This is a genomic window from Streptomyces sp. NPDC101151 (assembly GCF_044768335.1).
Taxonomy (GTDB): domain Bacteria; phylum Actinomycetota; class Actinomycetes; order Streptomycetales; family Streptomycetaceae; genus Streptomyces.
Genome location: NZ_JBIWPP010000020.1, coordinates 43,908 through 68,611 on the forward strand (window position 1 = coordinate 43,908; position 24,704 = coordinate 68,611).

The following is a 24,704-nucleotide window of genomic DNA, read 5'->3' on the forward strand; positions in this document are numbered from 1 at the left end:
GCCGTGCGGGTGCCGTGAACGGGCCGGGGTGCGCCATGTCACCCCGGCCCGTTGCCCTTCCCTCCGGTCTTCTCCGGCGGCACGGTCCGCCCCGGCGCGGAGCCCCCGACGGGGAGCGTCTCGGCGAAGTGGCAGGCCGAGTCGTGCGCCGCGGGGCCGGGGGTCCGGCGGAAGTCCACGGGGACCGCCAGGGGCGGGACCTCCCTGGTGCAGCGCTCCTGGGCCTTCCAGCAACGGGTGCGGAAGCGGCAGCCGGAGGGGATGTTCGTCGGGGACGGGACGTCGCCCGAGAGGATGATCCGCTCGCGGTGTTCACGGGCGTCGGGGTCGGGGACCGGCACCGCCGACAGGAGCGCCTGGGTGTAGGGGTGGGTGGGGTGGTCGTAGATCTCGGCGTCCCTGCCGATCTCCACGATGCGGCCCAGGTACATGACCCCGACCCGGTCCGAGATGTGCCGGACGATCGACAGGTCGTGGGCGATGAAGACGTAGGAGAGGTCGAACTCCGACTGGAGGCGGTCCAGGAGGTTGATCACCTGGGCCTGGACCGAGACGTCCAGCGCCGAGACCGGCTCGTCGGCGACGATCACCTCGGGCCGCAGCGCCAACCCCCGTGCGATGCCGATGCGTTGGCGCTGTCCGCCGGAGAACTGGTGCGGATAGCGGTTGATGTACTCGGGGTTGAGCCCGACCACGTCCAGCAGGTCCCGCACCCGGCGGCGCCGGTCGCCCTTGGGGGCCGCTTCGGGGTGGATCTCGAACGGCTCCCCGATGATGTCCCCCACCGTCATACGGGGGTTGAGGGAGGTGTACGGGTCCTGGAAGACCATCTGGATGTTGCGGCGTACGGCCTTCAGGGCCCGGCCCGTCAGGTCGGTGATCTCCTCGCCCTTGAACTTGATCGAGCCCGCCGTCGGCCGCTCCAGATTGCACAGCATCTTCGCCACCGTCGACTTGCCGCAGCCCGACTCGCCGACGATGCCCAGGGTCTCCCCCTTGGCGAGCGTGAAGTCGACCCCGTCGACCGCCCTGACCGCGCCGACCTGCTTCTTGAACAGGATCCCGCGCATGAGCGGGTAGTGCTTGACGAGACCGCTGACCTCCAGGATCGGCTCAGCCATGCAGGCACTCCCTCCAGAAGTGGCAGGCGCTGCCGCGGTTTTCGGAGACGTCGTGGAGCGGGGGCACGTCCGTGCGGCAGACGTCCTGGGCCATCGGGCAGCGCGGGTGGAAGGCGCAGCCGGGTGGGATGTTCATGAGGTTCGGCGGCAGGCCCTTGATGGCGTACAGCTCCTGCCCCTTCTGGTCCAGGCGCGGGATGGAGTCCAGCAGGCCGCGGGTGTAGGGGTGGGCGGGCGCCTTGTAGAGGTCGTGGACGGGGGCCGACTCGACGATCCTGCCCGCGTACATGACGACGATCCGGTCGGCCACGTCCGCGACGACACCCAGGTCGTGGGTGATCAGGATCAGGCCCATGCGGTATTCGCGCTGCAGCTCCGCGAGCAGGTCCATGACCTGGGCCTGGACGGTGACGTCCAGGGCGGTGGTGGGCTCGTCGGCGATGATGAGCGCCGGCTCCAGCGCCATCGCCATGGCGATCATGATGCGCTGGCGCATGCCGCCGGAGAACTGGTGCGGATAGTCCCGGACCCGCTGGGCGGCGCCCGGGATGCGCACCCGGTCCATCAGCTCGACCGCCTTGGCCCGCGCGTCCCTCTTCGACATGCCCCGGTGCACCACGAACATCTCGCCGAGCTGGTCGCCCACGCACAGCACGGGGTTGAGCGAGGACAGCGCGTCCTGGAAGATCATCGCCATCGCGGTGCCCCGGGTCCGGCGCCGCTCCTCCTCCTTCAGCCGCAGCAGGTCCCTGCCCTGGAAGAGGATCTCCCCGCCGGTGATCCGCCCCGGCGGCACGTCGAGGATCCCCATCACGGCCTGCGCGGTCACCGACTTCCCGGAACCGGACTCGCCGAGCACCGCCAGGGTCTCCCCCGCGTCGACGACGTACGACACCCCGTTGACGGCGCGCGCGATCCCGTCCCGCGTCCGGAACTCCACGTGCAGATCGCGCACTTCGAGCAGCACGACGGCTCACCTCAGCTTCGGGTCGAGGGCGTCGCGCACCGCGTCGCCGAGCATGATGAAGGCCAGGACCGTGATGGCGAGCGCCGCCGAGGGCCACAGCAGCGCGTGCGGGGCGTTGCGGACGTAGGGGGAGGCGGCGGAGATGTCGATGCCCCAGGAGACGCTGGGCGGCTTCAGGCCGACGCCGAGGTAGGACAGGGTGGCCTCCAGTGCGATGTAGGTGCCGAGCGCGATGGTCGCCACGACGATCACGGGAGCCACCGCGTTGGGTGCGATGTGCCGGAGCAGCATGCGGGAGTTGGAGGCGCCGAGGGCGCGGGCCGCCTGGACGTAGTCGTTCTGCCGGGCGGTGATGACCGAGCCGCGTGCGATGCGGGAGATCTGCGGCCAGCCGAGCAGCACCATGAACCCGATGACCGGCCAGACCGTGTTGCTCGTGACCACGGAGAGCAGGACGAGGCCGCCGAGAACGACCGGGATGGCGAAGAAGATGTCGGTGATCCGGGACAGGACCGAGTCCCCGATGCCGCCGAAGAAGCCCGCGAGCCCGCCGAGCACCGACCCCAGGATCGCGACCCCGAGCGTGGCGCACACGCCCACCGTGACGGACGTACGGGCGCCGTAGACGGTGCGTGTGTAGACGTTGCAGCCCTGCCCGTCGTACCCGAAGGGGGCACCCGGTCCGGGGCCCTCCTGGGACTTGGACAGGTCGCACTTGAGGGGGCTGCCGGGTGCGATGGCCGAGGGCCACAGGGAGATGAAGACCAGGAAGAGGATGACCAGGGCGGAGACGATGAAGACGGGGTTGCGGCGCAGGTCCCGCCAGGCGTCGGACCACAGGGACCGCGGTCTGCCCTGCGGGCCCGTCCCTTCGGGCCCGCCGAGGGCGGCCGATGACGGCTGCTCCAGCGTCTGCGCCTCGCTGGCCGCCAGGTCCATGGCGCCGCCCGCCCCGGTCCCCGCGATGGCCCGGTCGGGCTCGTACGGCTGCTCAGGCATAGCGGATCCTCGGGTCGAGTACGGCGTACAGGAGGTCCACGAGCAGGTTGGCGACCAGGAAGACCAGCACGAGGACGGTCACGAAGCCGACGACCGTCTGGGTGTTCTGGTGCACGATGCCCTGGTAGAGCTGGTAGCCCACGCCGTGGATGTTGAAGATCCGCTCGGTGACGATCGCGCCGCCCATCAGGGCGCCGATGTCGGCGCCGATGAAGGTGACCACGGGGATGAGGGAGTTGCGCAGCAGATGCCGGGTGATGACCCGGTGCCGGGGCAGGCCCTTGGCGATGGCCGTACGGACGTAGTCGGCGCGCTTGTTCTCCGCGATGGAGGTGCGGGTCAGGCGGGTGACGTAGGCGAGCGAGACGGAGGCGAGGACCAGACCCGGCACGATCAGCTCGCCGAAGGCCGCCTCCGGGGAGACGGACGGCTTGATCCAGCCCCACTTGACGCCGAGCAGCAGCTGGAGCAGCAGGCCGGTGACGAAGGTGGGGACGGAGATGACGACCAGGGTGGTGAGGAGCACACCCGTGTCGACGGGGCGCCCGCGCCTGAGGCCCGTCAGGACGCCGAGCGTGACCCCGATGACGATCTCGAAGAGGATGGCGACGACGGTCAGCCGGATGGTGACGGGGAACGCCGTCGACATCAGCTCGGTGACCGGCTGGCCGTTGAACGCCGTACCGAAGTCTCCGGTGAAGATGTTCCCCATGTAGGTCAGGTACTGCTGCCACACCGGCCTGTCCAAGCCGAACTCCTTCTTCAGCTGCGCGGCCGTCGCCGGATCGCACGCCCGCTCGCCGCACAGCCCCGCGATGGGATCACCCATCACGTTCACCATCAGGAAGATCAGCAGGGTGGCCCCGATGAACACCGGGATCATCTGGAGCAGTCGCCGGACGACATAGCGCCCCATGGCGGCTCAGCTGACCTTGATCTCGTTGTAGACGGGGACGCTGAAGGGATTGAGCGCCACGTCGGACAGCCGCTCGGAGTAGCCCGCGCTGCCGTTCTGGTACCAGAGCGGGATGGCGGCCATGTTGTCCCGTACGACCCCCTCGGCCTGCTGGAAGGTGGAGACGGCCTTGACGGGGTCCGTCTCGGCGTTGGCCCGGTCGACGAGCTTGTCGAAGTCCTCGTCGGACCACTTGCCGTCGTTGGAGGAGGCGTTGGTGTAGTAGAGCGGCTGGAGGAAGTTCTGGATGAGCGGGTAGTCCATCTGCCAGCCCGCGCGGAACGGGCCGCTCATCTTGTGCTGCCCGATCTGGTTGCGGAAGTCGGCGAAGGTGCCGACCGGGTTGCCCACACAGGCCGTGTCGTTGCCGAGTGCGTTGTTGATCGAGTTGCACACGGCGTCCACCCACTCCCGGTGCGAGCCGGAGTCCGCGTTGTACGTGATCTTCACCTGGCCGCCGGGGAGCCCGCCACCCTCCTTGACCAGCCTCTTGGCCTCGGTGGGGTTGTAGTCGCAGGCGGTGCCGCACAGACCGGCCTTGAATCCGCCCTCCGGGCCGAGCACCGGCGAGGTCCAGTCGGTGGCGGGGGTACGGGTCTGCCGGAAGATCGTGTCCGTGATCTGCTTGCGGTTGATCGCCATGGACAGACCGGTGCGGACCTGGTCCGCGCCCGGCTTGTTCCAGGCCTTGTCGTAGTACGGGAAGGCGAGGGTCTGGATGATGCCGGCGGGTGTGTTGATGTAGCGGTCGCCCAGGTCGCCCTTGACGTTCTTCAGCTGCGCGGCGGGGACGTCGTCCAGGAGGTCGAGGTTGCCGGCCATCAGGTCGGTGTAGGCGGTGTTGTTGTCGGTGTAGACCTTCAGGGTCACGCCGCCGTTGCGGGCCTTGTCGGAGCCCGGGTAGCCGGCCCACTTCTTCAGGTACATCTGCGAGCCCTTGGTGTAGGACTCGACGACGTACGGGCCGTTGCCGACCGGGGTGTCGAGCCAGGCCGCGTGGTCGGTGAAGAAGGACCGGGGCAGCGGGGCGAAGGCGTTGTAGCCGAGGGTGTCCGGGAAGCCGGAGAACTTCTGGTTGAGCTTGACGGTGAAGGTGTGGTCGTCCACGACCTTCAGACCGGACAGGGTGTCGGCGCTCTGCGAGCCGCTCTTGGGGTGCACCTTGTCGTATCCGTCGATGTAGCCGAAGAAGTAGGCGTTCTTCTGGTTGTTCTTCAGGCTCGCCCCGTAGTTCCAGGCGTCCACGAAGGACTTGGCGGTCACCTTCTCACCGTTGGAGAAGGTCCAGCCGCCCTTGACCTTGATGGTGAAGTTCTGCGAGTCCGTGGTGTCGATGCTCTGGGCGAGCATGTTCTTCGCCTCGGCGGTCTTCGGGTCGTACCGCTTCAGACCGCGGAAGATCATGTCGAGGACCTTGCCGCCCTGCACCTCGTTGGTGTTGGCCGGCTCCAGCGGGTTCTGCGGGTCGCCCCAGGAGGAGCTGAGCACCGCGCTGCCGATCCCGTCGGCGCTGCTCCCGCCGCCACAGGCGGTGGCGGCGAGCGCCGCGGCCACCGTGGTGGCGCCCCAGCGGGCGTGCCTGGCTCCACGCATGGCGTACCTCCTCGTGATCGCGCAGGGGCGCGCTGTGCCGCCAACGCCCTCGTCAGGGAGAACGCTGATGCGCTATCGGCAAATATCACATCAAAAGGTGCACCCCGCATACGGTGCCTGCCCTTTGGGGGAGCCCGTGTCAAACGGAGTACGGCGACCATGCGGGAATCGTGAAAACGCTTACCGATCAACCGGGCCAGCAGGCAGACTCCCGGCATGGTCGATCGTGCTTTCGCGGACTTGGAACTCGCCTCGCTGTACGACAAGTTGAACCCATGGGGCCCCGATGACGACTTCTACCTGGAGCTCGTCATGGCGGCCGGCTCCGTGCTCGACCTCGGCTGCGGAACCGGCCGGCTGCTGCGCGGCGCCCGTCGGGCCGGGCACCGGGGCCGGCTCACCGGCATCGATCCGGCGGCCGCCATGCTCGTGCAGGCGCGGCGGGCGGGGCCGGACGTCGAATGGGTCCTCGGGGATCTGACGACACACCCCTGGGACCGGGCGTTCGACCTGGTCGTGATGACCGGTCACGCCTTCCAGGAGCTTCTCGGGGACGAGCAGGTGCACGGCACTCTGCGCGGGGTGCGCCGGGCGCTCGCCGACGGCGGCCGGTTCGTCTTCGAGACCCGGAATCCGGCCGCCCGGGCCTGGGAGCGCTGGACCCCCGACCGGGTGTACGAGATCACCGACGGCGACGGCGGCCCGGTACGGGTGTGGCACGAGGCCGAGCCGGCCCCTGCCGGGGACCGGGTGACGTTCACCGAGACCTACGCCGGGGCGCGGTGGAAAAAGCCGCAGGTGTGCCGGAGCACCCTGCGGTTCCTGGACGCCGCCGCTCTGGACGGCTTCCTCGGCGAGGCCGGTCTGACCGTCGCCGAGCGTTATGGGGACTGGCGGCGGGGGCCGATGGCCCCCGCCGTCCCCGAGATCATCACCGTGGCCACGGCCACGGATCAGTCCTCGGACCCGTTCTCCTCCAGCAGCTTCAGCGCCGGGTCGAGCACGACGTCCTCCTCGCGCTGAGTGGTCGGGTCCTCCGGGAAGTGGCAGGCGGTCAGGTGACCGTCCCGGTTCCCGGAGATCTGGACCAGCGGGGGCTCCTCGGTCGCGCACTTGTCCTGCGCCTTCCAGCAGCGGGTGCGGAAGCGGCAGCCGGACGGCGGGGAGATCGGCGAGGGGACGTCACCGGCGAGCCGGATCCGCTCGCGGTCGCCCTCGTCCACGCCGACCTCGGGAACGGCCGAGAGCAGGGCGTGCGTGTAGGGGTGGCGGGGCCGGTTGTAGATCGCGTCCCGGTCACCGACCTCGACCACCTTGCCGAGGTACATCACCGCGACGCGCTGCGAGAAGTGCCGCACGATGGCCAGGTCGTGGGCGATGAACAGGAACGCGATGCCCAGTTCCTTCTGGACCTCCTGCAGCAGGTTCACCACCTGCGCCTGGATGGACACGTCCAGCGCGGAGACCGGCTCGTCCGCCACGATCAGCTTCGGGTTCAGCGCCAGGGCGCGGGCGACGCCGATGCGCTGACGCTGACCGCCGGAGAACTCGTGCGGGAAGCGGTTGTAGTGCTCCGGGTTCAGGCCGACCAGTTCCAGCAGCTCCCGGACCTTCTTCTCCCGGCCGCCCTCGGGCTCGATCCCGTTGACCTCCATCGGCGACTTGATGATCGTGCCGACGGTCTGGCGCGGGTTCAGGGAGGAGTACGGGTCCTGGAAGATCATCTGGATCTCGGACCGGACAGGTGCCAGCTGCCGGCGCGAGGCACGGGTGATGTCCTGTCCGGCGTAGCTGATGGTGCCGCCCGTCGGCTCCAGCAGACGGGTGATCAGCCGGCCCGTGGTCGACTTGCCGCAGCCGGACTCGCCGACCAGGCCGACGCTCTCGCCGACACCGACGGTCAGGTCGATGCCGTCGACGGCCTGGACCGCGCCGACCTTCCGTTTGATCGGAAAGCCGCCGTAGATCGGGAAGTGCTTGGTCAGGCCCTTGACCTCAAGGAGCGTCTCCGCCGGGGTGCCGGCGGTGCCCTGCGGTGCGGGGAGGGTGAGGTTGTCGCTCATGTCTCGGTTCTCCCTAGCGCAGCCGGGGCTGGATCTTGTCGATGAAGATGGTCTGCTTCTGCTCGGCCGTCAGGTGGCACGCGGTGGCACGCCCCTCGCCCAGCGGCGGCCGGACCTCGGTGCACAGGTTGCCCTGCACCTCGTCCTTGAACGCGCAGCGGGGGTTGAAGGGGCAGCCCGACGGCGGGTTCAGCAGCGAGGGCGGGCTGCCGGGGATCGGCGTCAGCTTCTCGCTGAGGTCGCTGTCCAGGCGCGGCATCGAGCTGAGCAGGCCCCAGGTGTAGGGGTGCCTCGGATCGTGCAGCACCTCGCGGACGCTGCCGCGCTCCACGGCCCGGCCCGCGTACATCACCAGCAGGTCGTCGGCCATGTGGGAGATGACGCCCAGGTCGTGGGTGATGAAGATGATCGCGGAGCCGAACTCCTGCTGCAGGTCCTTGAGCAGGTCCAGGATCTGCGCCTGCACGGTCACGTCGAGCGCGGTGGTCGGCTCGTCGGCGATCAGCAGGTCGGGGTCGCACATCAGCGCCATGGCGATCATCGCGCGCTGGCGCATACCGCCGGAGAACTGGTGCGGGTAGTCGTCGAAGCGGATCTTGGGCTGCGGGATACCGACCTTCTCCAGCATCTGGATGGCCCGGTCCTTCGCCTCCTTCTTGGAGGCGCCGCGGTGCTTCATGAACGGCTCGGACAGCTGGCGGCCCACCGTGTAGAACGGCGACAGCGCGGTCAGCGGGTCCTGGAAGATCATCGCCATCTTGTTGCCGCGGAGCTGCTCCAGCTCCTTCTCGTGGGCGGTGACGAGTTCCTTGCCGTCGAGGACGATCTCGCCGTCGATGGTGGAGGTACGGGGGTTGTGCAGGCCCAGGATCGTCAGGTTGGTGACGGACTTCCCGGAGCCGGACTCGCCGACGATACCCAGGGTCTTGCCGCGCTCGACGTCGAAGGAGAGGCCGTCGACCGCCTTGACGATGCCGTCCTCGGTGGAGAACTGCACCTTCAGATCGCGCACCGAGAGGAAGCTCTCCGGGCCGGTCGGGGCCGGAGCGTCCTCGGTCTTGGTCAGTGTGGTCACGGTGGTTCGTTCTTCCTAGGAGAGCCGGACGCGCGGGTCGATCCAGGCGTACGCGATGTCGGTGAGGATGTTGAAGATCAGGATGAAGAAGGCACCGAACAACATGACGCCCATGGTCAGCGGGAGGTCCTTGTGGACCGCGCCGTCCACGGCGAGCCGGCCGATCCCCTGGAGGGAGAAGGTGAGCTCGGTGACGACGGCACCGCCGAGCATGCTGCTGAGGTCGATACCGAGCACGGTGACGATCGGGATCATCGAGCCGCGCCAGGCGTAACGGAAGAAGACGTACTTGCGCGACATGCCCTTCGCGCGGGCGGTGCGCACGTGCTCCTCGGCGAGCTGCTCGATCATCGAGGAACGTGCCATACGGGTGTACTGCGCGGTGAAGATCGTGGCCATCACCAGGGTGGGCAGCAGCATGCCCATGAACCAGGCCCACGGATCCTGGGTGATCGGCACGTACTTCGGGTTGTCCATCCAGCCCGTGCTGTAGACGAAGATGATCAGGACGATCGGACCCAGGAAGTAGATCTGGAACGAGCTGAGCACCATCGACGCGCCGGTGGCGATCTTGTCGACCATTGATCCTCGCCGGTAGGCGGCGATCATGCCGGATCCCACACCGACCACGAGGAAGACGACCGCGCCGCCGATGGTGAGGGTCAGGGTCGTCGGGAAGCGGTCCAGGATGGTGTCCCAGACCATGTCGCCCGAGTAGAACGACTGACCGAGGCACGGGGCGTTGCAGTGTCCGGTCGGGAAGTCACGGCCCATCACGATGCCGGACATGAAGTCCCAGAACTGCTGGGCGATGGGGAGGTTGAGACCGAGGGCCTGGCGGATGTCCTCCAGTCTCTGAGGAGAGCAGTCCTTGCCACAGGCCAGGGAGGCGTAATCGGAAGGCGCGGCGACGAACAGGAAGAACGTCGCGGCGGAGATGAGGAACAGGGTGATCAGGGCACCGACCGTGCGCCGGAGAATGAACTGAAGCATGGCGGGAGGGCTGCTCTCTGCGGAGACGAGTGGGAGGTTTCACGGGGGGCGGGGACGCGCTCCGCCTGGTGCGCGCCCCCGCGTTCAGCCGTAGAGAGTTACGACTTCTTCAGGAACAGGTGGTTGATGTCGATGAGGCTGGACACCGACCCGTAGCGGGCGCCGCCCACGTTGGACCCGGAGAGCTGGAACTGCTTGGTGTACCACAGCGGGGCCGCCGGAAGGACCTTCTCCAGCAGGTAGTGCTGGGCTTCCTTCCAGGTCTTCGCGGCCTCGGCCGGCTGCTGGGTCAGCGCCTTCTTGATCAGGGCGTCGACCTTCGCGTTCTTGACGTGCGAGTAGTTCGGCGCGCCGTCGGCAACCTGGGTGCCGTCGTAGATCGGGGTGACGACGGTCGAGGCTGCCGGCCAGTCCTGGCCCCAACCCGTGATGTACATGTCGTACGTGTTGTCCAGCTTGCCGATCTGCTCGTAGTAGCTCGCGGAGTCGACCTCCTTGGAGACGACGTCGAAGCCGACCTTGGTGAGCGCGTCCTCGATGGCGACCTTGCGCTTCTGGCCGTTCTCGCTGTTGGCGTAGGCGAAGACGACCTTCTTCTCGGACGCCGGGACGCCCTTCAGCAGCTCCTTGGCCTTGGCGATGTTGCCCTGCGGCGTCTTCAGGCGGCCGTACGGGTCGTAGCTCGCCTCGTAGCCCGGCAGCGTCGGGGCGAAGTAGTTCGGGGCCACGTCACCGCCGTAGACACCGCCCTCACCGGCGATGAGCGACTTGGAGTTGACGGCGTAGGTGACGGCCTGGCGGACCTTCAGGTCCTTCACGCGGTCCATGTTGAAGCTCAGCTGCATCACGTAGGGCTGGTAGCCCTTGACCGTGCGCTTGTTGGCGGACGGGTTCTTGATGACGTCCTGGATCTGCGTGGCCTCGACGCCGGCGGTGAGCTGGATGGCGTTCTTGTCGTCGCCCTGGTCGGCGATCAGACGCTTGGTCTGGGTCGACTCGGTGACGCCGAACTGGAAGTTGAAGCCGTCCACGTACTGGTGGCGCACGGAGTCGGTCTTCGGGTCCCAGTTGGTGTTCTTGACGAGCACCATGGACTTGCCGTTCTTGGACGACTGGATCTTGTACGGGCCGGTGGCGACCGGGGCCTTGTCGTACTTCTCCTTGGTGTCGTCCTTCGTCGGGACGACAGCGTAGCCGGCCATGGCCAGGGTCTGCGGCAGGTCCGGACGCGGCTGGTCGAAGTGGAAGACGACGGTCTTGTCGTCCGGCGTGTCCAGGACCGACTTCGGCAGGTGCTTGCCGTCGAAGCCGCCGCCCGGCAGGGCCTTGCGGTAGTCGGCGCCGCTCAGCCAGGTCTGCAGGTAGGTCGGGCCGTCGAAGATGAACTTCGCGTACTGACGCTCGACGGTGTGGCGGACGTCGCCGGACGTGATGACGTTGCCCTTGGAGTCCTTGATGCCGTCCTTGAGCGTGAACGTCCAGGTCTTGCCGCCGTCAGACGCCTTGCCGGAGTCGGTCGCGAGGTCACCCACGACCGAGACGCCGCCCTTGCCGTCCTCCTTGAACTGGGTCAGGCGGCGGAAGAGCAGGTTGGCGACCTGGCCGGCGTCGGAGACGTAGGTCTGACCCGGGTCCAGGTGCGAGAGGCCCGCCTCCTGGTACACCGTGATGGTGCCGCCGCTCTGGGCACCGGCGATCTCCTCGGCGGGACCGGTGGAACCGGCAGCGTCGGCGTAGGTGACCGCCTTCGACTGGACCGAGGCTTCCTTCTGGTCCTTCTTGGAGTCCTTGCCGGTGTTGGTGCCCTTGTTCTCGGAGCACCCGGTGAGCGCGAGGGAGCCGGCCGCGATGGCGACCACGATGGCCTGCGCTCTGCGCGAGCTGAACGACTTCATGAGGCGAATGCACCTACCTGTCCGTAGTTATCAATGAGTACTGCCTGACGCGGCTGGCAGGCCGACTGGGGTGGCAGTCATCCCCCCACCAGTGGACGATCTACCGCCCGGACTTGGGGTCGAAGGCGTCCCGTACCGAGTCTCCGAGGAGATTGAAGGCCAGGACGAAGATCACCAGTGCCACACCCGGGAAGAAGATGAAGGACGGGTCCTGCTCGGCGTACTTGGCGCCGTTGGCAAAGAGTCGTCCCCAGTCCGGGGTCGGCTCGACGAAGCCGACGCCCGCGAAGGAGAGGAAGGCAATGGTGAGGATGGTGCTGGGCAGCGTGTACGTGAACTGCACCAGGATGGGCGTCACCACGTTCGGCAGGATCTCCTTGCGGACGATCCGCCAGGGCGAGGCGCCGGAGACCTTGGCGGCCTCCACGAACTCCCGCTCACGCAGAGACAGCACGGTGGAGCGGACCAGTCGGGCCATACCCATCCAGCCGAGCACCCAGAGCACGATCAGCATCGCCAGCGCCCGGAAGTAGGTGGGCGTCTCCTCCTGCGGGTCCACGAAGAACGCGGTCACCACGGGCATGAAGGCGATGAAGAAGAGCTGCTGCGGGAAGGCCAGGAAGAAGTCGGTGACCCGGCCGATCCAGTAGTCGGTCCTGCCACCGAAGTAGCCGCCGATCAGGCCGAGGACGACGCCCGTGACCATCATCAGGACGGTCACGCCGAGCGCCATGAACAGCGAGGTGCGCATGCCGTAGACCAGCATGGCGAACACGTCACGGCCGTACTGCGGCTCGACACCGAACCAGTGCGATCCGGACAGACCGCCGAAGTAGCCGAGCGGCAGACCGAAGTCGTCGAGGACGGGTGTGTCCTGGTAGGTGGGGTCCTGCCCGTACAGCGCGTACGGGTCGGTCCCGCTGAGCTTCACCAGCAGCGGCGCGGCAAGCGCGACGACGAAGTACAAAATCACTACCACGGCGCAGATGACACCGGTACGGTCACGCTTGAAGCGCTGCCACATCAACTGCCCGGGAGAGCGACCCTCGAGCTTCTTCTCGCCCTGGACAGGCACGGGCTTCGACTCGAGTTCGGGCTCCAGGGCGACCGACGGCCCGGAGCCTTCAGCCTTGGCTGGACTGGTCATGTGTGTTCTTCCCCCGGGGGGTTGGAGAGCTGAGCGCAGCGCAGATACCGGAGAGTTCTGCGGTTTGGGGGAACTTTCGCCAATGTGTTCAACGCGCGTCAAGGGCGGAAGACATAGGGATCTCCCTACCGTCAATTTTTTGAGCAAAAATTGCAAAGATCGACACCTATGCGCGCTTGACATGAGTGACGACATCTCGACAAATCGGACATTCCGGAGATTTTCCTGGTTCACATGTCCGAAACTTGAAGCACACCTCTCCGGTATGCGAACACCTACCCCGCCCCTGCCCGCTCACGCCCGGGCTACCCGTACTAAGCACAGGCATGCCGGCAGACAGAATGACAGTCACGCTGGCCGAGCCTCGGGTGGAGCGGAGGGCTGGGCCTTACCGGTGCGGCCGTTCACTGACGATGTTGATCATCGCGCAGTGGTGACGTCCCTGTCGATCCCCGCGCCGGCCCACCCCTCGGGTGCGCCGCCCCGATCGCCCCGGGCTCTTCCCGGACGCATACAGAAGCCAGCTGCGCGCCGGACCGCCCGGCGCATGTCTGTGCGTGACGTCATCGGCGCCCTCCACTCCTCGACGACGTCCATGCGCGATCCATGCAGCACCCGAACACCGATCCCGGAGAGTGAGCGCATGCTGAGCACACACCATGGGACCTGCATGAACGTTCAACTCCTTGGCTGTTTAGAGCTGCACAACGCTGCCGGGGAAAGAGTCTCGGCCTCCCCCACGGTCGGACTCCTGCTGGCCGCGCTGGCGTGGTCGCCCAACACTTTTACGGCCGACGGGGACATCATCGACCGGCTCTGGGAAGACAGGCCACCGACCTACCCCCGCAACGCGCTCTACACGTTGGCGACCCGACTGCGAAAGGCTATCCGAAGCCTCGACGCCAGCGGTGTCGAGTGCGATGTGATCCGGCGCCAGGGGGGCTACGTCCTGGTGATCGACGAGGAAGCCGTCGACACCTGCCGCTTCCGTGCACTGGTCCGGCAAGCCAGGGGGGCCTCCGACCGGGGAGAAGGCGAACTGGCACTGAGGCTCTACGAAGACGCGCTCTCCCTGTGGCGAGGCGATCCACTGTCCGACATACGGACACAATGGGCGGAAGGGGTACGCGTGACACTCGGCCACGAATGGCGCAATGCCGTCCTGAGCTGCGCAGAAGCGGCGCTACACCTGAACCGCCACGACGACTACGTGCCACAGCTCCATCAGCTGGCCGCCCTGCATCCCCTCGACGAGAGGGTCGCCGGGCTACTGATGCTGGCCCTGTACCGGAGCGGGCGCCAGGACGAGGCGCTGCGATCCTTCCACAGGATCCGTTCCGGGCTCGTCGACGGACTCGGCGACGAACCCGGACACGAGCTGCGCGCCCTGCACGAGCGCATCCTGCGCAGGGATGAACGAATCCGTATAACTCACCCTATTCTGGACATTTTGGCGTCATGAGCCTGCGGCCCGTTCAGCGATGGTGTCGTCGAAGTGACGGGTCAGGGACACCTCGTGGCGGGACTCCGCATCGGTGGGCAGCTCCGGCCGAGGGCGCCGGCGTACTGCGCCCGTGTGCCGCGCGCCCGGCTCAGTACGCCAGAAAGCAGCTGTTCGGAGGTGAGACGGGGTTCCGATCTCGGCGAACAGGTCCTGGGCCTCGTCCTGCGCCGCCTGGGCACTACGGAGGTCGCCGGAAGCCTCATGGACGGCGGCCAGGGCCACCAAGGCCCTGGCCCGTACGAGTCGCTGGCCCGATGACCCGGCGAGATCGGCGGCCTCGCTCGCTGCGCTCGAAGCCGCGTCAAGTTCACCCGTCTCCAGCAGGGCAACGGCAGCGGCTGTGCGGATACGTGGCAGCGTGAGGGGGTTCCCTTCCGCTGCCATGTCCGCGGCTCTGTCCAGATGGGTGAGCGCGTCGGCGTACCTCTCACCTGCACAGCTCAGGACACCCCGCGCAAGGAGGATTTCGACGAGCCCCGTGAGGTGACCTGTCTCTTCGGCGATGTCCCTAGCCGTGTCGAGGTGCTCGGCGGCCTCGCCCGCCACGCCCATCCGTAGCTTCACGGAGGCAAGGCCGACCAGAGAGTCCACCTGGCAATTCCGATTGCCGACCTGCGCGGAGAGGTGGAGCGCGTCTTCGTACACCCGAATCGCTCGGGCATCCTGCCCGGCGTCGTCCCGCACCCGCCCCAGCGTCTCCAGCGTCACGGCCTCCGCATAGACCGAGCCCGAGTCCCGCGATGCGAGCAAGGACCTGCGCAACGCGTCCTTCGCTTCCTCGAACCTGGCCTGCTTCTGCCACACCAGGGCCAGGTTCACGAGAGCCAGCGCTTGAACGTGGTCTCCTGCTTCATCGGTCAGCGCCAGTGCCTCGGCCACCGCTTCCTCGGCTTCGGCCAGCCGACCCAGAGCGTGGTAGAGAGAAGCGGTGTTGACCAGCATGATCTTTTCGGCGCGCAGCATGCCGAGGGTGCGGTAGAGGGAGATCGTGCGGCGGTAGTAGGGGGGTGCCTTGTGCGGCTCGCCCAGGAGCTTGAGGGTCACTCCCAAGCCCTGGAGGCACGCGGCCTCTCCGTACAGCCAGTCGGCCTGGCAGGCCAGGAGTTCCCCGCTCTGGTACTCACCCAGCGCCCCACTCAGGTCTCCGTCTCTCCAACGGGCATGCCCCAGCGACAGGCACATCGCGGCCTGGCCGAGGGCGTCACGTTCGTGTTCGGCCGCCCTGCGGGCGAGGTGGGCCAGCCGTATCCAGTCGGAGAGCGGGCGCCGGTGGTGGAACAGATCCTGCAGGGCGTCCACGAGCTGCCACGCGTAGCGGGTGGGGCCGTGCTCGGCCGCGTGTCCGACCGCCGCCGCGATGTCGTCCCATTCACCGTCGAACCAGTCGAAGGCGTCTCCCTGCGCCTGGAACACTCGCGGAGCCGAGCCGTCGACGGCGTCCGGACGGATCCGCGAAACATACAAGCCGCAGGCCTCGGCCGCGTTGGCGACGCTCTGCAGATAGTGGTCGAGGATGCGGTCGCGGGCCGTCTGTCTCTCCGTTTCCTCCTCCTCCGCGACCACTCGCTCCCTGGCGTACTCGTGCACGAGGTCATGCCAGGTGGGTCGGCCGTTCCCGGTATCGCGCAGAAGATGGACGCGCTGGGCAAGGCCGAGTAGATCGGCGGCCCGGGGCGCGTCCAGTCCCGCACCCGCCGCCGCTGCGGCGACCGAGCGCCCGGTGCCCGCCATCAGACCGAGCGAACGGAACACCCACTTCGCCTCGTCCGGCAGCGAACCGTACGACAGGTCAAGCGCGGCCCGGACGGCCACGCTCTCTTCGCCTTCCACGTGCAACCGTGCAAGACGCCCGCACTCCGCAAGGTCATGGACGTAAGCCGCGATGCTCCCGGGCCGGTCACCGACCCAGGAGCCGGCCACGCACAGTGCCAGCGGCAGGTGGTCACAGAGTTCGACCAGGCGGGCGGCGGCCTCCGGGTCAGCGGCGACGGCCTCGGGGCCTACCGCAGTGCTGAGCAGTTCCATAGCCTCGTCGCTGTCCAACACATCACACACCACCCGGTGTGCACCATCCAGGGTCACGAGTCCGCTCATCTTGTGCCGGCTCGTCACGACAGTGAGCGATCCGCTGGAGGCTGGCAGGAGGCGTCGTACGACGGAGGCGTCCGCCACGTCGTCGAGGACGATGAGAACCTGGCGTTCCGCCACGAGAGTCCGGTACAGCGCGGTCTGTGCCTCCAGACCGAGCGGAATGTCACGCGGCGCGCTTCCCAGCCCCTGCAGCAACAGCGGAAGGGCCTCTTCCGGAGTCATGGGCTCGGCAGCGTCGAACCCACGCATGTCGAGGAAGAGCTGCCCGTCGGGGAAGCCGCTCGCGATCCGGTGCGCCCAGTGCAGGGCGAGCGCCGTCTTCCCGGCCCCCGCCGGCCCGACTATCAGGCTGAGGTTCTCCGCACTCAGCCGGGACTGATCGAGCAGGCGCAGTTCCGCGCTACGGCCGACGAAGCGGTGGGGAGCGCGGGGCAACTGGCGCGGAACCCGCCTCTCCTGAGCGGCAGGAGGCGAAACCACCGCGTCGGCTTTCGCATCCCCGGTCAGCAGGCGTCGGTGCAAGGCCTCCAGTTCGTCGGAGGGGTCTACACCGAGTTCGTCCACCATCCTTCGGCGGAACTCGGTGTAGACCGCCAGGGCTTCAGAGGTCCGGCCGTCACGTTGCAGAGCGCGCATCAGCAGGGCGTGCGGGTGTTCCCGGAGCGGATACTCCGAGGTGAGAAGGACCAGTTCCGCGATGGCGGCTGCGTACCGGCCCAGCTCCAGATCCGCCTCGGCTCTGCCTTCCAGGGCCGCGATGCGCAGTTCGGTGAGACGTCGGCGTTCCGCCTCCATCGTCGGCAGGTCCGGAAGGGGGTCTTCCTGCCACAGAGAGACGGCCTCGTCATGGCAGCGGTACGCCTCCGCCCACGCGCCGTGGGTCGCGGCTCGTGACCCCTCCCTGACCAGGTCTTCAAAGACGAACACGTCGACGTCGGAAGGGGCCACGCGCAGCACGTAGCCCGGCTTCAGCGTGGCCAGCAGGCCGGTACCGGCGGGACCGAGGGCGCGGCGCACTTCGGCGACGAGCGCACGGACGCGGGCGGCAGATGCGCTGGGCAAGCGTTCCCCCCACAGGCCCTGAACCAACCGGTCGACCGACACGACGCGGCCAGGGCGTAACAAGAGCATGGCGCACAGGGCCCGTTGCCGTCCGGTGAGGACGGCGACGCTCCCGTCGAGTTGGACCTCAAGGGGGCCGAGCAGGCGGAACCTAGGTTGGGGGGTGAGCATCAGCAGAAAATAGACCAGCGCCACCCGGCAGGCAACGAACATCCGTTCCCCCTGGGTCCGTGCTCGCTGTCGACGACAGCACAGCGAAGTCGTTGCGTGAGTCTGTGCGGAGGGGCACGGGGGCGCCTCATGAGGCTCGATCCGGCCACCGTCATGCTGGTACGGGAGTGGCGGACCGACCCGGACGTCGAGTGGGTGCTCGGGGGGACGCGGACTCGGCTGGGGCAGGGGGAGTTCGATCTCGTCGTCATGGCCGGGCACCCCTTCCAGTCGCTGGTCGATGACGAGGGCATCCGTGTCTGGCTGCGCGCGGTCCGCGCAGCCCTGGCCGACGGGGGTCGCTTCGTCTTCGAGACCCGCAACCCCGCAACCTATGCCTGGGGCAGATGGACACCGGACCGGATGCGGGAGTTCTCACCGTGGCCCGACGGGCCTGTTAACGCAGGGAGTACTTGACGATCCAGAACATCTTCTTGCGGTTGGCCGGCCGCTTCGTGCAGACGACCTTGGTCTTGCTGACTGCCTGAACGTATCCGCAGTTGATGTGCGTCAGCAGGGTCTTGTGATTGTTGTGGAGATCGGTGGTCACCCACCCCGTCGTGTCCCTTCCCGTCTCACATCCATCAAGCGTGGGGGTCTTGCCTCGCCCCTTGCTGTTGATGCAGATGCCGCCGAACGGATACATATCAAGGCTGTAGTTGACGTACGCCGTCGCCCCGTAGTTGTTCCAGTGGAAGGCGTCCTTCTTCTTGCACGGCGCCAGTGACAGCTTCTTGCCTTCGCCGTTGCCCTTGATGCACTGATGGTTGTACTGATTGACGAAGTACCAACGCCCTCCTGCCTCAGCATGCGCTGTCGAGGACGGGATGACAGCGGTGAGCATGGCCAGCATGAGCGTCGCCACAAAGCTGGCGGATGTCATCAGCTTGTTCTTCATTCCTGGTCTCCGTTCCCCATTTCTGCCTGTCTGAGCCCGAGGTCGGCTGATGGACACCTCCGACCTGGGCGCTCCAGCCTCTCCTCACGGACTTTCCAGCGCCTTTCAGTGGCCTTTCAGCATCGCTGTGCCCACACAGACCGACGGTCTCCGTAGGCCGTCCGTGAACAGCGAAGTGGTGCAGAATCCAGGCGTTTGTCCAGACATCGGGTGAGGCCCGCAGAGATGAGCGACCAGGGCCGACCAGCGCAGTGAGCTGCTGAGACCTGAACTCCGCATCCCCGCGCCATTGGCGGGACGCCACCCTCAATTCAGTTCGGCCAACCCGGAGAGATTTCCGCTTCTCGAACACCAGTAGCCGGCAACCCGGATGCGAAAACCCGGGTGCCCCCGTGATGGGGGCACCCGGGCTCAAATGGGGTGCGATCCGGCCGAAGCCGTCAAGCGTCAGCCGTGCTTGGCGCGGCTCGCGGCGCGGGCGCGCTCGCGGGCGTCCAGGTTCACCTTGCGGATGCGAACGGCCTCAGGGGTCACCTCGACGCACTCGTCGTCACGGCAGAACTCCAGCGACTGCTCCAGGGAGAGCTTGCGCGGCGGGACGATCGCCTCGAACGAGTCGGCCGAGGACGACCGCATGTTGGTGAGCTTCTTCTCCTTGGTGATGTTCACGTCCATGTCGTCGGAGCGCGAGTTCTCGCCGACGATCATGCCTTCGTACACCTCGGTGCCCGGGTCGGTGAACAGCACGCCGCGCTCCTGGAGGTTCGTCATCGCGAAGGCGGTGACGGCACCGGAGCGGTCGGCGACCAGCGAGCCGTTGTTACGGGTCTGCAGGGTGCCGAACCAGGGCTCGAAGCCCTCGTGGATGGAGTGGCCGATTCCAGTGCCGCGGGTCTGGGTCAGGAACTCGGTACGGAAGCCGATCAGACCGCGGGACGGCACCACGAACTCCATGCGGACCCAGCCGGAGCCGTGGTTCGACATGTTGTCCATCCGGCCCTTGCGGACGCCCATGAGCTGCGTGACCGCGCCCATGTGCTCCTCGGGGACGTCGATCGTCATGCGCTCGACGGGCTCGTAGGTCTTGCCGTCGACGTCCTTGGTGACGACCTGAGGCTTGCCGATGGTCAGCTCGAAGCCCTCGCGGCGCATCTGCTCGACCAGGATGGCGAGCGCGAGCTCACCACGGCCCTGGACCTCCCACGCGTCCGGGCGCTCGGTGTCGAGCACGCGGAGGGAGACGTTACCGATCAGCTCGCGGTCGAGGCGGTCCTTGACCTGGCGGGCCGTGACCTTGCGGTCCTTGACGGCCGCCTTCGCGTCCGCGCCCTTGCCGGTGCCGCCACGGCCGACCAGCGGCGAGGTGTTGGTGCCGATGGTCATCGAGATCGCGGGCTCGTCGACCGTGATCAGCGGCAGCGGGATCGGGTTCTCGAGGTCGGCGAGGGTCTCACCGATCATGATGTCCGAGATACCGGCGACGGCGCAGATGTCACCGGGACCGGCCACCTCCGCTGGCTTGCGGGTGAGCGCCTCGGTCATCATCAGCTCGGTGATGCGGACGTTGCTGACGGTGCCGTCACGCTTGATCCAGGCGACGGTCTGGCCCTTGCGCAGCTCGCCCTGCTCGACGCGGAGCAGCGCGATACGGCCGAGGAAGTTGTCCGCGTCGAGGTTGGTGACGTGCGCCTGCAGCGGCCCGTCCTCGTCGTAGGTCGGGGCCGGGATGTGCTCCAGGATCGTGGAGAAGAACGGCTCCAGGCTGGTGGAGTCGGCCGGGACCGTGCCGTTGTCCGGCTTGGTCAGCGAGGCGACACCGTCACGGCCGCAGGCGTAGACGATCGGGAACTCGATCTGCTCCTCGTCCGCGTCCAGGTCGAGGAAGAGGTCATAGGTCTCGTTGACGACCTCGTCGATCCGGGAGTCCGGACGGTCCGTCTTGTTGATGCAGAGGATGACGGGCAGCCGCTGCTGGAGCGCCTTGCGGAGCACGAAGCGGGTCTGCGGCAGCGGGCCCTCGGAGGCGTCGACGAGCAGCACGACACCATCCACCATCGACAGACCGCGCTCGACCTCGCCGCCGAAGTCGGCGTGGCCGGGGGTGTCGATGATGTTGATGGTGATGACGTCCCCCCCGTCCTTGGGGTGGTACTTCACCGCCGTGTTCTTGGCGAGGATCGTGATGCCCTTCTCACGCTCCAGGTCGTTCGAGTCCATCATGCGGTCGTCGACGCCTTCGAGCTGGTGCGCGGCGAAGGCGCCGGCCTGCTTCAGCATGCCGTCGACGATGGTCGTCTTGCCGTGGTCGACGTGGGCGACGATGGCGACATTGCGGATGTCGTGGCGCGTGGCCATAGTGCGGCGTACTCCCGGAGTGTGAGGAAGGCCTGTGCGTACGTCCGTGTGACGCGGGCCCTGCCGGGCTTGACATGCCACGGCCTCACCCCATGTTACGTGGCCCCGGGGGAGTCGGCCTCCTCAGGGCCACGGGGGCCTCAGCTGCCGGACGGGCTCGGCGCGGCCTTCGACCCCTTCTTCAGGTAGCCCATGTCCTCGTAGATCGGTGTCTGGAACCCGAAAGCCCCCGCGTTGACCAGGTTCTTTCGTGCGCCGACCAGCTGGGGCCGCTGGTAGAGCGGGATGGAGCCGGCCGCCGCCCAGATACGGGAGTCCGCCTTGCGGATCAGGTCACGCGCCTCGTCCTCGTCCAGCGTCGCCGCGGCCTGGTCGAAGAGCTGGTCGACCTGGTCGGTGCCGACCCTGGTGAAGTTCTGCTCGACGTTCACCGAGCCGTCGGCGGCCGGGACCGGCTTGGCGTAGATCGGCCGGGCGTCGGTGGCCGGGAAGGCGGAGGAGGGCCAGGAGTACAGGGCGAGGTCGTAGTCGCCGGCGGCGACGTGGTCCTTGAAGTAGCTCTCGTCCGAGACCTTGGTGATCGTCGTGATGATGCCGATCTTGTCCAGCATCACCGAGATCCGCTCGGCGACGGAGTTCAGGGTCTCGGAGCCGGGTCCCGAGGGGAGCACGAAGCGCAGGGTGAGCGCCTTGCCGTCCTTGGCCAGCGGCCCGGTCACGGCACCGGCCGGGGCCGCGGTGCCCTTGGGGGCGTAGGCGCCCGGCGCGCCGCCCTGCTTCAACTCGCCGCCGGGGTACTGCTTGCCGTCCCGCGCGAGGTGCTTGCCGCCCTCGTCGCCCTTCTCCCGCTTCTCCTCGGCCGACTCGTGGTGCTTGCCCTTGTCGTCCTCGCCGACGACGTACTCGCCGTCCGTGCCGCCCTCGGCGCTCTCCTCGTTCTCGGAGGTCTTGCCCTTGCCCTTCTCTGCGCCGGCCGCCTTCTCGCCCTTCTTCTGCACCTTCACCGGTCCCCCGGGCACCCAGCCGGCGTCCGCGAGCAGCGCCTGCGCCTCCTTGGTGTCCAGGCCGCCCAGGGCGCCGCTGCTGTCGGCGTAGGCCTCCTGCCCGGACAGGGCGAGGTGGCTGCCCACGGGGACGGCGGGCAGGCCCAGCGGTGTCAGCACGAGCTTGGCCAGCTCATCCCGGTCGAGCGCGCGGGCGACCGCCTGGCGGACCCGCTCGTCGGCGAGAGGGCCCGCGGCGCCGTTGAGGGCGAGCTGGGTGTAGGCGGGCTCCAGCGACTTGCGGACGTCGTAGGCGTGCAGCTTCTCCTGCTGCTCCAGGTACCGGGTGATGGCCCTGCCCAGCGTCTTCCTGCCGGCCTTGACCTCGGCGGAGTCGAGGCCGTGCGCGAGTGCCCAGGAGCGCATCTTCTTGGCGGAGGTCTTACCGGCCCCCTGCAGCGGGGTGCCGCCGGTGCCCTTCGCACGCGAGGCGAGGTTGATCCGCTCGGCCTCGGAGGGGTCGATGTCGGCGAGGTCCACGCTGCCGTCGGCGAGCGCCGCCGCCCGCTTGTCCCGGGCCACGGCGTGCAGCACGATCTCGTTCAGCTTGGCGGGCTTGCCCCACCAGCGCGGGTTGCGGGTGAGGACGACGTCCTTCGCCGCGGTGTCGACCTTCTCGACCTTGAAAGGTCCCGCTGTGACGTTCAGCTTGCGGCGGGCGCCGTCGTTGAAGGCGTCCGGGGTGCCCATCACGTCCTTCGGGTACAGCGGGGAGAACAGCGACTTCCAGTCGGCGTAGGGGCGGGAGAAGGTGACCCGCACCTGGAGGTCGCTGGCGCCGCGCTCGATCTTGGCGATGCGGTCGTAGCCGGCGTTGCGGGCGGTCCAGTAGGCGCTGTCCTTGCCGGACAGGGCGCGCCACTGGGCGACGAAGTCGGCGGCGCCGATCTCCCGGCCGTCGCTCCACACGGCCTGCTGGTTCAGCTTGTACAGCACGACCTGGCGCGGCTCGGTCTCAATGATCTTGGCGGACTCCAGGTAAGCGGGGTTGGCCACCGGACGCCCGGCGGTGTCGAGACGGAACATCGACGGCAGCACGGCCTGAGCGACGCGGGTGGTGCCCGCGTCGGCGTCGGCCTGGAAGGCGTTCAAGGTCTCCGGTACGGCGTCCACGGCCCACTTGAGGGTGCCGCCCTCGGCCACCTGGTCGCGGGCCACGAGGTCGATGTCCGCTCCGGCCAGGGGCCGGCTGGCCTCTTCGTCGGAGCCACAGCCGGCGAGCAGCGGCACCGCGAGGGCGCCCGCGGCGAGGAAAGCGATCGAGCGCATGACCGCGCGCGGGCCGACACCGTGGTGGGACATCTCTGCATACCTCCGGAAACCCGCGGGCGTTATGATCACTTTTGGCGGTATATGGAGCTGATCAGATCTATGCGTCCACTCAAGAGGAAAGGATCCGGCAACAGCGGGCGACACGGCGGCGACGGACAGTAAGCCCACCCGTGCGGCGCAATACACCCGGATGCACACCAGTGCGCCTCGGCCAATCGGTGCACATCTCTTCACAGCGACAGGTGTGACGCGCAACACTCCAAGGCGCATGAACGTTGCCACCAGGGCCCGCAGGACCCGTGGAAGTGAGGGCAAGTCATGTCCGTGCACGACGAACTGACAACCGTCCAGCGCAGTCTCGACGACCTGTACCGGTCGCTGGGGCGCCTGGAGAAACAACTCGGCAGCGGTGGCCTGGAGATGCGCCGGGTCCGGATGGACGCCGACCATCTGCGCGAGAGCCTGGCGCTGCTGCGGGAAGCGGCCAGCACCCCGGCCGCTCCGAACCGCCCCGACCTCGTCACCATCTCCGACACGCCGTACGACATCAGCCTGTGGACGGACTCGGACGACGAAGGCCTGGGCGCCCGCGACCGGCATGCCCCCTGAACCGACCGGAGTGCTCCCTTGGCGACTGGTACGGAACCTCAACAGAACAGCGGCGGCGTACGCAGCGGTACGCGCGCCGCGATCGCCGCACCTCATCTGCGGACCGACCGCTGGTGGCTGGCGCCCGCCGTCACCGCGGCCGGTCTGTTCGCCTTCGTCGTCTACTCGACGTGGCGGGCCTTCGCGAACGCGCACTACTACGCGGCGCCGTACGTCTCACCGTTCTACTCGCCGTGTCTGGCGGAGAACTGCACCACCATGCGCGGCGGGCCCAACGCGGACCTCTTCGGGAGCTGGTGGGGCATCTCCCCCGCCGTGATCATCCTGATCTTCCCGCTCGGCTTCCGGCTGACCTGCTACTACTACCGCAAGGCGTACTACCGCAGTTTCTGGGCGTCCCCGCCCGCCTGCGCGGTGGCCGAGCCGCACCGCAAGTACACCGGCGAGACCCGCTTCCCGCTCGTCCTGCAGAACATCCACCGGTACTTCTTCTACGCCGCCCTGCTGGTCGCCGGCGTGCTGTCCTACGACACCGTGCTGTCCTTCCGCGACGAGCACTACCACTGGGGCCACATGGGCCTCGGCACCCTGGTCTTTCTGCTCAACATCGTCCTGATCTGGGCGTACACCCTCTCCTGCCACTCCTGCCGGCACATCGTCGGCGGCAAGCTCAAACACTTCTCCAAACACCCCGTGCGCTACCGGGCGTGGCAGTTCGTCGGAAGGCTCAACGCCCGCCACATGCAGCTGGCCTGGGCCTCGCTGCTGAGCGTGGCGCTCGCCGACTTCTACGTCTATCTCCTCGCGTCCGGTGTCTTCGACGATCCGCGCTTCTTCTAGTGAGGGACTGAT

Annotated in this window: 19 protein-coding genes; 5 read left to right on the plus strand and 14 right to left on the minus strand. The window is 67.8% G+C overall.

The features are described 5' to 3' along the window. Positions 1–38: 38 nt before the first annotated feature. From ACIRU3_RS30350 to ACIRU3_RS30370, 5 genes are read right to left on the minus strand one after another with little or no spacing between them, the layout of a single operon-like run. Positions 39–1,121, minus strand: a complete 1,083-nt coding sequence (locus ACIRU3_RS30350; RefSeq protein ID WP_404062769.1) for an ABC transporter ATP-binding protein — start codon at positions 1,119–1,121, stop codon at positions 39–41. Then, positions 1,114–2,088 carry an ABC transporter ATP-binding protein gene (locus ACIRU3_RS30355; RefSeq protein ID WP_404062772.1) on the minus strand — a complete coding sequence of 325 codons (975 nt, stop codon included), beginning with the start codon at positions 2,086–2,088 and terminating at the stop codon, positions 1,114–1,116. The genes ACIRU3_RS30350 and ACIRU3_RS30355 overlap by 8 nt, the downstream gene beginning before the upstream one ends. 6 nt (positions 2,089–2,094) lie before the next feature. Continuing rightward, positions 2,095–3,087 (minus strand): ABC transporter permease, encoded by a 993-nt coding sequence (locus ACIRU3_RS30360; RefSeq protein WP_404062774.1) that lies wholly within the window; start codon positions 3,085–3,087, stop codon positions 2,095–2,097. After that, a complete protein-coding gene (locus ACIRU3_RS30365) occupies positions 3,080–4,003 on the minus strand; it encodes an ABC transporter permease (RefSeq protein ID WP_404062777.1) in 924 nt (307 codons plus the stop codon). The genes ACIRU3_RS30360 and ACIRU3_RS30365 overlap by 8 nt, the downstream gene beginning before the upstream one ends. Before the next feature lie 6 nt (positions 4,004–4,009). Continuing rightward, positions 4,010–5,635, minus strand: a complete 1,626-nt coding sequence (locus ACIRU3_RS30370; RefSeq protein WP_404062779.1) for an ABC transporter substrate-binding protein — start codon at positions 5,633–5,635, stop codon at positions 4,010–4,012. A gap of 216 nt (positions 5,636–5,851) precedes the next feature. Between ACIRU3_RS30370 and ACIRU3_RS30375 the strand changes: the two genes are divergently transcribed. Continuing rightward, positions 5,852–6,658, plus strand: a complete 807-nt coding sequence (locus tag ACIRU3_RS30375; RefSeq protein ID WP_404062781.1) for a class I SAM-dependent methyltransferase — start codon at positions 5,852–5,854, stop codon at positions 6,656–6,658. Here ACIRU3_RS30375 and ACIRU3_RS30380 read toward each other — a convergent pair. The 5 genes from ACIRU3_RS30380 to ACIRU3_RS30400 form a co-directional block, all read right to left on the minus strand. Next, positions 6,589–7,698, minus strand: coding sequence for an ABC transporter ATP-binding protein (locus ACIRU3_RS30380; RefSeq protein WP_404062783.1), 1,110 nt, complete (start codon positions 7,696–7,698; stop codon positions 6,589–6,591). The two genes, ACIRU3_RS30375 and ACIRU3_RS30380, sit on opposite strands and share 70 nt — an antisense overlap. 13 nt (positions 7,699–7,711) lie before the next feature. Then, positions 7,712–8,773 carry an ABC transporter ATP-binding protein gene (locus ACIRU3_RS30385; RefSeq protein ID WP_404062786.1) on the minus strand — a complete coding sequence of 354 codons (1,062 nt, stop codon included), beginning with the start codon at positions 8,771–8,773 and terminating at the stop codon, positions 7,712–7,714. A 15-nt stretch (positions 8,774–8,788) separates the two neighbouring features. Then, positions 8,789–9,766, minus strand: a complete 978-nt coding sequence (locus ACIRU3_RS30390; RefSeq protein ID WP_404062789.1) for an ABC transporter permease — start codon at positions 9,764–9,766, stop codon at positions 8,789–8,791. A gap of 98 nt (positions 9,767–9,864) precedes the next feature. Further along, positions 9,865–11,661: an ABC transporter substrate-binding protein gene (locus ACIRU3_RS30395; protein WP_404062791.1), complete on the minus strand. Its 1,797-nt coding sequence runs from the start codon at positions 11,659–11,661 to the stop codon at positions 9,865–9,867. A 100-nt stretch (positions 11,662–11,761) separates the two neighbouring features. Then, positions 11,762–12,808, minus strand: a complete 1,047-nt coding sequence (locus ACIRU3_RS30400; RefSeq protein ID WP_404062794.1) for an ABC transporter permease — start codon at positions 12,806–12,808, stop codon at positions 11,762–11,764. Positions 12,809–13,478: 670 nt separating this feature from the next. Here ACIRU3_RS30400 and ACIRU3_RS30405 point away from each other — a divergent pair. Beyond that, complete coding sequence (locus tag ACIRU3_RS30405) at positions 13,479–14,270, plus strand: BTAD domain-containing putative transcriptional regulator (protein WP_404062796.1); 792 nt, start codon at positions 13,479–13,481, stop codon at positions 14,268–14,270. Here the strand turns inward: ACIRU3_RS30405 and ACIRU3_RS30410 are convergent. Then, positions 14,265–17,678, minus strand: a complete 3,414-nt coding sequence (locus ACIRU3_RS30410; protein ID WP_404062798.1) for a BTAD domain-containing putative transcriptional regulator — start codon at positions 17,676–17,678, stop codon at positions 14,265–14,267. The two genes, ACIRU3_RS30405 and ACIRU3_RS30410, sit on opposite strands and share 6 nt — an antisense overlap. 87 nt (positions 17,679–17,765) lie before the next feature. Between ACIRU3_RS30410 and ACIRU3_RS30415 the strand changes: the two genes are divergently transcribed. Further along, positions 17,766–18,092: a hypothetical protein gene (locus ACIRU3_RS30415; protein WP_404062800.1), complete on the plus strand. Its 327-nt coding sequence runs from the start codon at positions 17,766–17,768 to the stop codon at positions 18,090–18,092. On the opposite strand, the gene ACIRU3_RS30420 is transcribed toward ACIRU3_RS30415, so the two are convergent. The 3 genes from ACIRU3_RS30420 to ACIRU3_RS30430 all read right to left on the minus strand — a co-directional run bounded on the left by ACIRU3_RS30420 (position 18,073) and on the right by ACIRU3_RS30430 (position 23,273). After that, positions 18,073–18,573, minus strand: coding sequence for a hypothetical protein (locus ACIRU3_RS30420; RefSeq protein WP_404062803.1), 501 nt, complete (start codon positions 18,571–18,573; stop codon positions 18,073–18,075). The two genes, ACIRU3_RS30415 and ACIRU3_RS30420, sit on opposite strands and share 20 nt — an antisense overlap. A 447-nt stretch (positions 18,574–19,020) precedes the next feature. Beyond that, on the minus strand, positions 19,021–20,928 hold the full coding sequence (gene typA / locus ACIRU3_RS30425; protein WP_404062805.1) for a translational GTPase TypA: 1,908 nt from the start codon (positions 20,926–20,928) through the stop codon (positions 19,021–19,023). Between the two features lie 140 nt (positions 20,929–21,068). After that, entirely contained in the window at positions 21,069–23,273 is a 2,205-nt protein-coding gene (locus ACIRU3_RS30430) for an ABC transporter family substrate-binding protein (RefSeq protein WP_404062808.1), read from the minus strand. A 288-nt stretch (positions 23,274–23,561) separates the two neighbouring features. On the opposite strand from ACIRU3_RS30430, the gene ACIRU3_RS30435 reads away from it, so the two are divergent. Together ACIRU3_RS30435 and ACIRU3_RS30440 are read left to right on the plus strand one after the other, a co-directional pair. Further along, positions 23,562–23,852 carry a hypothetical protein gene (locus ACIRU3_RS30435; RefSeq protein ID WP_404062810.1) on the plus strand — a complete coding sequence of 97 codons (291 nt, stop codon included), beginning with the start codon at positions 23,562–23,564 and terminating at the stop codon, positions 23,850–23,852. Positions 23,853–23,870: 18 nt separating this feature from the next. Further along, positions 23,871–24,692: a hypothetical protein gene (locus tag ACIRU3_RS30440; RefSeq protein ID WP_404062813.1), complete on the plus strand. Its 822-nt coding sequence runs from the start codon at positions 23,871–23,873 to the stop codon at positions 24,690–24,692. Positions 24,693–24,704 lie beyond the last annotated feature (12 nt).